Here is an 11,026-nt window from a genome sequence, read left to right on the forward strand (position 1 = left end):
CGACAATCGCCATGAGCGAACTGATCCTTTTTCACAAGCCCTTTCGGGTACTGTCCCAGTTCAGCGATGAGCGCGGCCGGGTTACTCTCGGCCAGTGGCTGACGATTCCCGACGTCTATCCCGCCGGGCGGCTCGACTACGACAGTGAAGGGCTCCTGCTGTTGACCGCCGATGGGGCCCTGGCGCACCGCATCACCCATCCCGCGCGCAAGCAGCCCAAGACCTACCTGGTACAGGTCGAGGGCTGCCCGGACGACGACGCCGTGGCGGCACTGCGCACCGGCGTGACCCTCAACGACGGCCCCACGCGCCCGGCGAAGGTGCGCCGCATCGCGCCACCCGAACTGGCACCGCGCCAGCCACCGGTGCGCTACCGTGCCAACATTGTCGACAGCTGGCTGGAGATCACCCTCACCGAAGGACGCAACCGTCAGGTGCGACGCATGACCGCCCACGTCGGTTATCCCACCCTGCGGCTGATTCGCACAGCGATCGGCAGCTGGCGGCTGGACGGCCTGGCCGCCGGCGAGTGGCGACGCGATGTCATCCACCTGCCGCGTCACAACAGCGGCAGGCAGCGCCGCAAACCGGGGAGAAAACAGTGAGCGACTTCAGCCCGCACGCGACCGTCGCCGTAGTTGTTGAACGCAATGGCCGCTTTCTGCTGGTCGAAGAGTGGCCTCGTCGCGACGCTACAACCATCACCGTTTTCAATCAGCCCGCCGGCCATCTCGAAGCCGACGAATCGCTGACCGCCGCGGCACGCCGTGAATGTCTCGAGGAGAGCGGCTGGCGGGTCGGCATCGACAGCTATTTGGGGCTTTACATCAATACTGCGCCGAGCGGCGTGGTCTATCACAGCCATACCTTTATCGCCCGGCCACTGACGCAGGCCAGCCACAGGCTGGACGACGGCGTGGTGGCGGCGCACTGGCTGACCGCCGCAGAGATTGTCGCGCTGGACGGCGAGAGGCGCCTGCGCAGCCCCCTGGTAGCGCGCAGAGTGAAGGATGCACTGAGCGGCAAGCGCTATCCGCTGGCATTGATCCACAACCTCGACCACGCCGAGACGCCCTGATCAGGCCAGTGCCGTGTCCTGCACGGCCGGCTTCAGATGGAGCTGCTGCAGGGCGTCGCTATCAGCTCCCGGGCGCTCCCTGTCGGCGGCCTCGCGGTCGATCCGAAAGCGGGCCATCAGGTCGGCCAGCCGCTGCGCCTGGCCTTCGAGATCATCGGCTGCCGTACTGGTCTGCTCGACCAGCGCGCTGTTGTCGTGAGTAATGGCACTCACCTCGTCGAGCCCGGCGTTGATCTGTTCGATGTCGTGGCTCTGCTCCCGGGCGGCAGCGGCGATCTCCTCCGCCAGCGACGACAGCCGACGAATCGAATCGACCGTTTCTGCCATGATGTCGCCGCTGCGCTCGGCCTGCTCGACGCCGCGGCCAACCCGCTCGGTGGTGTTCTCGATCAGTTGACGAATCTGTCGCGCCGAGTCGGCACTGCGCCCTGCCAGGGCACGCACTTCGCCGGCCACCACGGCGAAACCGCGCCCCTGCTCGCCGGCGCGCGCCGCCTCCACCGAGGCATTGAGGGCAAGCAGATTGGTTTGAAAGGCGATCGAGTCCATGATGGTAACAATCTCTCGAATCTGATCGGCGCAGCCGGCGATGTCGCGCATCGAGGCAAGCGTCTGCTCGACTTCGCTGCCACCGTGTTGCGCCGCCCGGGAGGCATCGGCCGATAGTGAATCGGCCTCGCGCGCCGCCTCGCTGTTACGCCCTACCCGTTCGGTCAGCTGCGCCATGCGGCCGCTGATCTGGATCAGGGCATCGCGCTGACTACCGGTGCGCCGCGCCAGATCGTGGCTGGCCCCGGAGGTGTTGCCGGCGCCGGCAAAGACGCTCTGGCTGCTGTCGCGCAGCGCCGCTACCAGCTCCCGTAGCTGGCCCTGCATGGTATCCAGTGCGGTAAACAGCTGGCCGATCTCGTTACGCCCGCGGTCGCTTATCGACAGGTTCAGATTTCCCCGGGCGATGTGCTCGAAGCAGCCTACCGCCTCGCGCAGCGGCTTTACCACATCGCGAATCAATAGCCAGCGAATCAGCAGTGCCGTCAAAAGCGCCACCGCCAGCAGCGCGGAGACGACGATCTTCATGTGCTGATTGAAGGACTGCGCAGCGACGATCGCCTCGCGACTGCGCGACTCGGTGTAGTCCACCAGCCCGGCGGCGGCGTTGCTCAACGCCGGGGCCAGCTCATCGAGTGCCGGCTGGCGGCGCTGCACCTGAAACGGCGCCGCCTCCACCAGCGGCGCCAGGCCCTCGCTGACATAGTCGGCGTAGGCCTGCTCGATCGCCGCCAGCAGCGGCGCCCTGGTGTCCTCGGCGCCCAGCACGACGCCGGACAGCTCGTCCATGCGACTGTCGGCCCGCCCCAGTGCGTCGATGGCGCGCTGCAGATACTGGCGCGCCGCCTCGGGGTTGCCCTGGGTGCTGAAGCTGGCGTAGCGGTCCAGGTAGAGCCGCGTTTCGAGCACGTTGAACTGGACACGCCCCGCCAGCCGGTTGAGCTCGGCGTTGGTACCGGCCAGTTCCTGCAGCGTATGCTCGCTGCGCAGACCGGACCAGGCGTTGAGCGCACTGAGCGCCCCGATCATGCCTGCCATGCATAAAAGCGCAGCGGTAATACTCCACTTGATCGACACGTTTTTCATCGCGGCCCTGCCCCTGTGCTGGCTAATAAAGTGGTTGCCACATCAGCTTTAACGGCGCCTTGCGAAGGCCGATGAATACGCCATTGGTCGTGGGCTCAAGCGATATGCCCGGCGCCAATGGCGATAGTGTGGACTCGAACAGCTGCCGCCCTTTCGATTACAATGGCTCCATTTGCACGCTGACCATCGCGCGCATCGCCACTCATGGCGATGCGCCGTCCAGGTAGAGTCCATGACCCACACCGCCTCTCAAACCGCCTCGCCGCAGGCTTCGGGCCGCTGCGATGCGCCGCGCGTCATCGTCGGCATGTCCGGCGGCGTCGACTCCTCGGTGACCGCCCTGCTGCTGCTGGAGCAGGGTTATCGCGTCGAGGGACTTTTCATGAAGAACTGGGACGAGGACGACGGCACCGAGTACTGCACGGCCAGAGCGGATCTCGCCGATGCTCAGGCGGTTTGCGACCGGCTGGGCATCCGCCTGCACAGCGCCAACTTCGCCGCCGAGTACTGGGATAACGTCTTCGAACATTTTCTCGACGAGTATCGCGCCGGACGCACACCCAACCCGGATGTGCTCTGCAACCGCGAGATCAAGTTCAAGGTATTTCTCGACTACGCCGAGCTGCTCGGCGCCGATCTGATCGCCACCGGCCACTACGCACGCACCGCGCGGGACGACGGCCGCACCCGGCTGTGCAAGGGCGTCGACGGCAACAAGGATCAGAGCTACTTCCTGCACGCGGTGGGCGAGTCAGCGCTGGCGCGCACGCTCTTCCCGCTCGGCGAGATGGAAAAATCCGCGGTGCGCGAGCTGGCCGAGCGCCACGGTCTGGCCACCGCGCGCAAGAAGGACTCCACCGGCATCTGCTTTATCGGCGAGCGCCGTTTTGCAGACTTTCTGCGCCAGTATCTGCCGGCGCAGCCGGGGCGCATCGAAACTCCGGATGGTGCGGTCATCGGCGAGCACATGGGGCTGATGTACTACACCTTCGGCCAGCGTCAGGGGCTGGGCATCGGCGGGCTCGATGGCTACAGCGAAGCGCCCTGGTACGTCGCCGACAAGGATCTCGAGCGCAACGTGCTGATCGCCGTTCAGGGCGGCGAGCACCCGCTGCTCTACCGCCAGCAGCTGACCACCGAAACCTTTCACTGGATCGCTGGCGCGCCGGCGGAGCGCGAACTGCGCCTGTCGGCGAAGATCCGCTACCGCCAGAGCGACCGCCCCTGTCGTGTGATCCGCCACGACGACGGCAGCGCCACCCTGATTTTCGACGAGCCGCAGCGCGCCGTGACTCCCGGCCAGTCGGCGGTGCTCTACGATGGCGATGTCTGCCTCGGCGGCGCCGTGATTGCCACCACCCGCCGGGCGGCGCTGGAGAGCGCGGCATGAACCGTGATGAACGACAGGCTCTGGCGCTGGCCGGGGTTTTCCAGGCCGCCACGGTGGTCGACGAGCTGGCCCGCACCGGCCACACCAACGAGCGCGCTCGCGAGACGCTGATCCGCGCCACGCTGGACACCAATCCGGAAACTTTCGAGAGCATCTACGGCGGCCAGATCAACAACCTGCGGCTGGGCATCGACACCCTGGAGGGTGTCCTGACCCGCCAGCAGGCCTCGCCCAACGTGATGCGCTACGGCTTCTCGCTGATTCTGCTGATGAACCGGCTGCGCAACAACGAGCAAATGATGAGTACGCTGGGCGAGCGCCTCACGCGGGTGCGCGGCCAGGCGGATCACTTCGGTGAGCTGCACGACAACGTGGTCGCCAGTCTCGGCGAGATCTATCAGGACACCCTGTCGACCTTTCGCTACCGCATCGTGGTGCAGGGCGACCCGTCGCTTTTGCAAAGCCGCCACATGCCCGAGCAGGTGCGTACCATCCTGCTCTCCGGGGTGCGCTTTGCGCTGCTCTGGCACCAGCAGGGCGGCCGACGCTGGAAACTGGTGCTGGGCCGCAGCGGCATCCGCCGCGCCCTGCAGTCGCTGGATCATTAATTCGGCCTGCCCTTTTGCGCTGCCAGGGTGAGCGCACCAGGGCTCTTGCTTTCGCCCCCTGATTTCGACTCTGGATCGCACCGCCATGCAACTCTCCGCACTTACCGCCCTCTCCCCCGTCGATGGCCGCTACGGCAGCAAAACCGCTGCGCTGCGCGAGCACTTCAGCGAGTTCGGCCTGATCCGCGCCCGCGTGACCGTTGAGGTACGCTGGCTGGAGCGCCTTGCCGAACACGAGCAGATCGACGAGGTAGCGCCGCTGTCACAGGTCAGCCGCGACTTTCTCGACGCCCTGCTGCGCGACTTCTCGGTAACCGACGCCGAGCGCATCAAGGAGATCGAGCGCACTACCAACCACGACGTCAAGGCAATCGAGTACTTCCTCAAGGAGCGCTTTGTCGGCCACGGCGAGCTGGAGCGTATCAGCGAATTCGTTCACTTCGCCTGCACCAGCGAGGATATCAACAACCTCTCTCACGCCCTGATGCTGCGCGCCGGCCTCGACGAGGTGCTGCTGCCCTGCATGCGCGAAGTGGTCTCGGCGATCGAGAAGCTGGCGCTGGCGCATGCCGCGCAGCCGATGCTGTCGCGCACCCACGGCCAGACCGCGAGCCCCACCACCCTGGGCAAGGAGATGGCCAACGTGGTGCACCGCCTGCGCCGCCAGCTGCGCCAGGTCGAGTCGATCGAGATGCTGGGCAAGATCAACGGCGCGGTGGGCAACTACAACGCCCATCTGGCGGCCTATCCGGAGATCGACTGGGCCGCCAACGCGCAGCTTTTCATCGAGCGGCTGGGGCTCACCTTCAACCCCTGGACCACCCAGATCGAGCCCCACGACTATATCGCCGAGTGCTTCGACAGCCTCTGTCGCTTCAATACCATTCTGATCGACTTCGACCGCGACATCTGGGGCTACATCTCGCTGGGCTACTTCAAACAGCGCACCGTGGAGGGCGAGATCGGCTCTTCGACCATGCCGCACAAGGTCAACCCGATCGACTTCGAAAACTCCGAGGGCAATCTGGGGCTCGCCAATGCAGTGCTGGAGCATCTGGCACGCAAGCTGCCGATCTCACGCTGGCAGCGCGATCTGACCGACTCCACCGTGCTGCGCAACCTCGGCGTGGGGCTGGCCCACGGCCTGATCGCCTGGCAGGCGACGCTCAAGGGCATCCACAAGCTGGAGCACAACGCCGAGCGGCTGCAGGATGATCTCGACCACAGTTGGGAGGTGCTCGCCGAGCCGGTACAGACCGTGATGCGCCGCTACGGCATCGAACAGCCCTATGAAAAGCTCAAGGCGCTGACCCGCGGCAAACGCATCGACCAGGCCGGGTTCGCCGCCTTCATCGACGGCCTCGAACTGCCCGAGGCAGTACGCGCGCGCCTGCGTGCCCTGACGCCGGCGGATTACACCGGCAGCGCAGCGCAGCTGGCGCGCGCCATCGAACAGGGGAGCGCACAATGAGCGATGACACATCACTGCCGCTGGGCGGCATGTCGGCGCAGACCTTTCTGCGCGACTACTGGCAGAAAAAACCGCTGCTGATTCGCGGCGCCTTCCCCGACTTCGAGTCGCCGCTCTCCCCCGATGAGCTGGCCGGTCTCGCCTGCGAGGAGAACGTCGAGGCGCGGCTGGTCGAGGTGGAGGGCCCGGAGCGGCGCTGGCAGGTCTCCCACGGCCCCTTCAGCGAGACCACCTTCGCCCGCCTCGGCCGCCGCGACTGGTCGCTGCTGGTGCAGGCGGTGGATCACTATGTACCCGAAGTCGCCGAGCTGCTGGAGCACTTCACCTTCATTCCGCGCTGGCGCCTCGACGACATCATGGTCAGCTTCGCCCCGCCGGGCGGCAACGTCGGCCCCCACGTCGATAACTACGACGTCTTCCTGCTGCAGGCCGGCGGCCCGCGACGCTGGCAGCTGGGCGGCGAGATGAGTGAGGAGGCGCCGATCATCGACGGTATCGACCTGCGCATCCTCGCCGACTTTCAGGTCGAGGCCGATCAGCAGTGGCGGCTGGAGCCCGGCGACATGCTCTATCTGCCGCCGCGCATCGCCCATCACGGGGTCAGCGAGAGCGAGTCGTGCATGACCTTCTCGATCGGCTTTCGCGCCCCCTCGATGGACGAAATGATCACCTCCTTCGCCGACTATCTGGGCGAGCAGCTGCCGCAGTCGCAGCGCTATCACGACCCCGACCTGAGCGCCGGCGACGACCCGGCGCATATCGACGAACAGACGCTTGCCCGCCTGCGCCAGCAGATGCTGGCGACGCTCGACGATCCCGAGCAGATGGCGCAGTGGTTCGGCCGTGTCATGACCCAGCTGAAATACCCCGACCAGCTGCTGCCGCCGATGCAGGCTACCGACCCGGAAAGCCTTGATGAGGCCCTCCAGGAGGGCGATTGCATCGAGCGCGCCCCCGGCTCGCGACTTGCCTGGCAGCGTACGGCGGCGGGTGAGGCCACGCTGTTCGTCGACGGTGACGGCATCGGTTGCAGCGAAGCGCTGGCCCGCGCCCTGTGTGCGGCTACCCCGATCGGCCCGCAAACGGCAGGCCTGGAGGGCGCCAGTGAACTGCTGGTGACGCTGCTCGATCGTGGCAGCCTGCGCTGGGTCGAGGAGGATGACGATTTCGACGACGGGGACGATGGCGACGAACAGGAGTGAGCGGCGATGAGCGACAACATCGCAGTCACCAGCGGCGACTGGCAGACACTGGGCGCGGCCTGTCGCGATATTCGCGAGCGGGTCTTCATCCATGAACAGGGCGTCAGCGAGGCCGAGGAGATCGACGGTCTCGACCCGCACTGCATACACTTTCTGATGACCTGCCGTGGCCAGCCGTGCGGCACTGCACGGCTGCTGACCGATGGTCATATCGGCCGAGTGGCGCTGCTCGCCTCTTTTCGCGGCCGGGGACTGGGGCGAGAGATGGTGCGCGCGATCATTGACGTCGCACGCCAGCGCGGCCATGACAGCTGCCTGCTCGCTGCCCAGACACAGGCGCTCGGCTTCTATGAAAGTCTCGGTTTCAGGGCGCAGGGCGATGTGTTCATGGAAGCCGGCATTGCCCACCGCGAAATGAAGCTTGCCCTGAACTGAGCCCGCCTGCCACTGGCGCTCCATTCGCCCCGGCGCTAAAGTGGAGGTGATTTCAATTCTCTGGAACGCATGCCGCCGAGCGTCGCGAAAAGTGTTGAACGTGATGGTAAACTCGTTGTCAAACAGCGTTCTGGAACAAGAAAAGCCGTAGTCATCGGTGGGCCGATAAAAGGAGTAACACCATGAAGCGTTATCTTGCAGTCGCTGCGCTGGGCGTATTGACCCTGGGGGGCTGTGCCAACAGCGATCTTTATTCCGGTAATACCTACACCGGCAGTCAGGCCAAAACGGCCCGTAACGTCACCTACGCCACCGTGACCAGCGTTCGTCCGGTGACCATTCAGGCCGGCAATGAAAACGACACCGGCCTCGGTGGCATCGGCGGTGCGGTGCTGGGTGGCCTGCTGGGTAACCAGCTGGGCGGCGGCTCGGGCCGCGTGCTGACCACCGCAGTGGGCGGTATCGGCGGTGCGGTGGCCGGCAGCGCCGTCGAAAACCGCGCCAATCAGGTCGGGGCCTATGAAATCCAGGTGCGTACCGACAGCGGCCAGGACATCGTCGTGGTGCAAAAGGCCGACACCAATTACCAGCCCGGCCAGCGAGTGCGCCTGATCGGCTCCGGCAACAGCATGAGCGTGGCGCCCATGTGAAACGCCACGACGATCCCGGCGAACCATTCGACCGCCCCTCGCAGGGCGGTTTTACATTTCTGCCCTCCACCGGGGCATGCCGTCTTCGAATGGGCTACAGTAAGCCTGTTAATTAAAAATGAGTAATACAAGGTAACCCCGCTATGCACTCCCGTGCCCTCCTGCTCGGCGCCTGTCTACTCTGTCCTGTGACGGCCATGGCGGACGGCGTGGCATCCTTCAAGCTCTCCAACGATTTTTTCAGCGCCCGTGACAGCGATGGTCACTACACCAACGGTGCCGAATTCAGCTGGGCCTTCACGCCTGGCGATAACCACTGGACGCGCCGCCTGGCGGACGGCCTGCCCGGCTGGTCGCCACAGTCGGTAGACGCGGTGGCGTACCGCTTCGGCCAGCAGATCTATACCCCCGAGGATATCGAAGAGTCGGCACTGATCGAGGACGACCGCCCCTGGGCGGGCTACCTTTATGCCGGCCTGTCGCTCTACGGCAATGATCTCTCACCCGAATGGCGCATCAATGATGCCCTCTCCCTCGACGTGGGCATGGTCGGACCCGCCTCCGGCGGCGAACTGGTGCAGGAGAACTTTCATCATCTGATCGGCAGCAGGGAACCCGAGGGCTGGCATAATCAGCTCAACAATGAGCCCACAGCGACACTTGCCTGGCAGCGCAGCTGGTGGTATCGCGACCGGCTCGGTGGCCTTGCACTGGAATACGGCCCCAATACCGGACTGGCGCTGGGCAACCTGCACGACCATGTTTCGTTGGGCGCTGCAGTGCGGCTGGGACCGCGCCTGGATAATCAGTTCGCTACCCCCGGTATAGCGCCCAACACCAGCGGCAATCCGCTGTTTTCCCGTGACGGTGGCTTCAACTGGTCGCTGCTGGCGCAGTTTCAGGGGCGGTTCGTGGCGCGCAACCTGTTCCTTGATGGCAACACTTTCGAGTCCAGTCATAGCGTCGACCGGCGCCAGTGGGTGGGTGATCTACAGCTCGGTGGCAACATCAACCGGGATCGCTTCAGTCTGCGCCTGGTGACCGTCACGCGCACCCGCCAGTTCGAGCAGCAGGACGGCAATGATTACTTCGGCACGCTGATCTTCTCCAGCTGGTTATGACATGCGGTTCGCTCCCATTCCAGCAGGCGGCGCTAATCAAGGCATCCTTCATAACTACTGACTATCACTCCCATTTCAAATATTAACGCTTTTTTACGTGACAAGCAGAACACTGTTTCCTATATTGTTCGCCAAGGGTTAGGAAACACCGTTTCCCTACATGGATCATAACGAGGCCTCACCCTTTAAAGGTCTCGATAAAGGAGCAGGATCATGAAACTGAATCGTCTTTTTGCGACTTCCATTCTTCTTGGCAGCAGTGTCCTGGTCGCTCAGTCGGCAATGGCATACGGTCAGGGTGACGTCTTTTTTCGTGCAGACGCTGTCAAGACCGACATGACGGCCAACGACAAATATGACGGCGAGAACACCTGGAGCGGTGCGATTGGTGTCATGCCCTTCGATCAACTGGGCGTCGAGCTCAGCGGCACTGACAAGGACACCTACACCACCAATACTGGCGATAGCTTCGAAATGGCCCAGTACAGCCTGATGGCTCAGTACTATCCGCTGGGTGGCACTGACGCCCGCGTACAGCCATACGCCGGTCTGGGTGCTACCTATTTCGACTTCGGCGATTCCAGTCTGCTTAACGGCACTCGCTCCTTCGAAAGCAAGCAGTGGGCACCCACGGCCCAGGCCGGTGTTGACCTGATGATCACCGATAACTGGGCAGTCAACGGCTACGCTCAGTATTCTGATCTGGATGTCGATTACAACCAGGGCAATGAGCGCAAGCTGAACCCCGTCACGGTAGGCGGTGGCGTCTCCTTTCGCTTCTAATCGATCTTCAGATCACACTGTTACCCATCGGGCCACCCTTCGGGGTGGCCCTTTTATATTCTGAAACATGCACTCCGCAGTCGGTCCGGCTCAACGCTGCGTGCCGGCATAAATCCCCAGCATCGTCAGGCTTCGGCGATCCAGTTCATCAACGCAGGGCTGCGCGCAGAGCCTGCGGTAGTAGTCATCGCTCAGATAGTCGCGCCCGGCCAGCAGATGGTCGAGATACTCCCGCGCCGGCAGGCAGTTATCATCAGTATTCTCGACGGGCGCGATGTAGACCCAGCCGCTCAGAGCGCCCTCCTCGGTAGCTATGGTGCAAACTTCCCGGCGATAGGCCTCGGGGTGCCCCTCGAAAGGGTCCATGTCCAGAATCTGCGCCGGTGCCGTAAGTTGATACAGCACCCCTTCGACCACTGCGCCCTGCTGCTGGCGCACGTTGGCGTGCGCTAGCAGCCTGTCGGACTTTCCACGCCGGGCATGAGATAATACCGACATCCATCTGATCCCGGATCCGCCATGAGCCACTTCCGCCCTGTCGATCGCCACACGCCCTATCTGCTTCCGCCATCCGTTGATGAGTGGTTGCCTCAGGATCATCTGGCGCGCTTCATCGTCGAGGTCGTCGACGGCCTCGATCTGCGCGCGATGGT

At 64.2% G+C, this 11,026-nt stretch carries 12 protein-coding genes; 10 read left to right on the forward strand and 2 right to left on the reverse strand.

The features are described from left to right. Positions 1-11: 11 nt before the first annotated feature. Complete coding sequence (locus tag H146_RS0115105; protein ID WP_019952725.1) at positions 12-605, forward strand: pseudouridine synthase; 594 nt, start codon at positions 12-14, stop codon at positions 603-605. Beyond that, the gene (locus H146_RS0115110) at positions 602-1,078 is read left to right on the forward strand and encodes an NUDIX domain-containing protein (RefSeq protein ID WP_019952726.1); all 477 of its coding nucleotides are present in this window, start codon (positions 602-604) and stop codon (positions 1,076-1,078) included. The genes H146_RS0115105 and H146_RS0115110 overlap by 4 nt, the downstream gene beginning before the upstream one ends. On the opposite strand, the gene H146_RS0115115 is transcribed toward H146_RS0115110, so the two are convergent. After that, the gene (locus H146_RS0115115; protein WP_083920898.1) at positions 1,079-2,713 is read right to left on the reverse strand and encodes a methyl-accepting chemotaxis protein; all 1,635 of its coding nucleotides are present in this window, start codon (positions 2,711-2,713) and stop codon (positions 1,079-1,081) included. It abuts the gene before it with no gap. A gap of 232 nt (positions 2,714-2,945) precedes the next feature. On the opposite strand from H146_RS0115115, the gene mnmA reads away from it, so the two are divergent. The 8 genes from mnmA to H146_RS0115155 all read left to right on the forward strand — a co-directional run bounded on the left by mnmA (position 2,946) and on the right by H146_RS0115155 (position 10,373). Beyond that, entirely contained in the window at positions 2,946-4,103 is a 1,158-nt protein-coding gene (mnmA, locus tag H146_RS0115120; RefSeq protein WP_019952729.1) for a tRNA 2-thiouridine(34) synthase MnmA, read from the forward strand. Next, positions 4,100-4,711, forward strand: coding sequence for a high frequency lysogenization protein HflD (gene hflD, locus H146_RS0115125; protein ID WP_019952730.1), 612 nt, complete (start codon positions 4,100-4,102; stop codon positions 4,709-4,711). Before mnmA ends, hflD begins: the two co-directional genes overlap by 4 nt. Before the next feature lie 85 nt (positions 4,712-4,796). Continuing rightward, positions 4,797-6,182 (forward strand): adenylosuccinate lyase, encoded by a 1,386-nt coding sequence (purB, locus tag H146_RS0115130; RefSeq protein WP_019952731.1) that lies wholly within the window; start codon positions 4,797-4,799, stop codon positions 6,180-6,182. Next, a complete protein-coding gene (locus H146_RS0115135) occupies positions 6,179-7,384 on the forward strand; it encodes a cupin domain-containing protein (protein WP_019952732.1) in 1,206 nt (401 codons plus the stop codon). The genes purB and H146_RS0115135 overlap by 4 nt, the downstream gene beginning before the upstream one ends. A 6-nt stretch (positions 7,385-7,390) precedes the next feature. Continuing rightward, positions 7,391-7,819: a GNAT family N-acetyltransferase gene (locus H146_RS0115140; protein WP_019952733.1), complete on the forward strand. Its 429-nt coding sequence runs from the start codon at positions 7,391-7,393 to the stop codon at positions 7,817-7,819. Positions 7,820-8,001: 182 nt separating this feature from the next. Next, a complete protein-coding gene (locus H146_RS0115145; RefSeq protein ID WP_019952734.1) occupies positions 8,002-8,469 on the forward strand; it encodes an outer membrane lipoprotein in 468 nt (155 codons plus the stop codon). Between the two features lie 143 nt (positions 8,470-8,612). Further along, the gene (locus H146_RS0115150) at positions 8,613-9,590 is read left to right on the forward strand and encodes a lipid A-modifier LpxR family protein (protein WP_019952735.1); all 978 of its coding nucleotides are present in this window, start codon (positions 8,613-8,615) and stop codon (positions 9,588-9,590) included. Between the two features lie 213 nt (positions 9,591-9,803). Then, entirely contained in the window at positions 9,804-10,373 is a 570-nt protein-coding gene (locus H146_RS0115155; RefSeq protein WP_019952736.1) for an OmpW/AlkL family protein, read from the forward strand. 90 nt (positions 10,374-10,463) lie between these two features. On the opposite strand, the gene H146_RS0115160 is transcribed toward H146_RS0115155, so the two are convergent. Continuing rightward, positions 10,464-10,871, reverse strand: a complete 408-nt coding sequence (locus tag H146_RS0115160; protein WP_019952737.1) for a gamma-glutamylcyclotransferase family protein — start codon at positions 10,869-10,871, stop codon at positions 10,464-10,466. Positions 10,872-11,026 lie beyond the last annotated feature (155 nt).

Source organism: Kushneria aurantia DSM 21353, assembly GCF_000382245.1.
Classification (GTDB): domain Bacteria; phylum Pseudomonadota; class Gammaproteobacteria; order Pseudomonadales; family Halomonadaceae; genus Kushneria; species Kushneria aurantia.

What these genes read in the sequence shown, in the direction of transcription:
- H146_RS0115105 (WP_019952725.1), top strand. Translation starts at nt 12, where the DNA reads ATGAGCGAACTGATCCTTTTTCACAAGCCCTTTCGGGTACTGTCCCAG.
- H146_RS0115115 (WP_083920898.1), bottom strand. Translation starts at nt 2,713, where the DNA reads ATGAAAAACGTGTCGATCAAGTGGAGTATTACCGCTGCGCTTTTATGC.
- mnmA (WP_019952729.1), top strand. Translation starts at nt 2,946, where the DNA reads ATGACCCACACCGCCTCTCAAACCGCCTCGCCGCAGGCTTCGGGCCGC.
- hflD (WP_019952730.1), top strand. Translation starts at nt 4,100, where the DNA reads ATGAACCGTGATGAACGACAGGCTCTGGCGCTGGCCGGGGTTTTCCAG.
- purB (WP_019952731.1), top strand. Translation starts at nt 4,797, where the DNA reads ATGCAACTCTCCGCACTTACCGCCCTCTCCCCCGTCGATGGCCGCTAC.
- H146_RS0115135 (WP_019952732.1), top strand. Translation starts at nt 6,179, where the DNA reads ATGAGCGATGACACATCACTGCCGCTGGGCGGCATGTCGGCGCAGACC.
- H146_RS0115140 (WP_019952733.1), top strand. Translation starts at nt 7,391, where the DNA reads ATGAGCGACAACATCGCAGTCACCAGCGGCGACTGGCAGACACTGGGC.
- H146_RS0115145 (WP_019952734.1), top strand. Translation starts at nt 8,002, where the DNA reads ATGAAGCGTTATCTTGCAGTCGCTGCGCTGGGCGTATTGACCCTGGGG.
- H146_RS0115150 (WP_019952735.1), top strand. Translation starts at nt 8,613, where the DNA reads ATGCACTCCCGTGCCCTCCTGCTCGGCGCCTGTCTACTCTGTCCTGTG.
- H146_RS0115155 (WP_019952736.1), top strand. Translation starts at nt 9,804, where the DNA reads ATGAAACTGAATCGTCTTTTTGCGACTTCCATTCTTCTTGGCAGCAGT.
- H146_RS0115160 (WP_019952737.1), bottom strand. Translation starts at nt 10,871, where the DNA reads ATGTCGGTATTATCTCATGCCCGGCGTGGAAAGTCCGACAGGCTGCTA.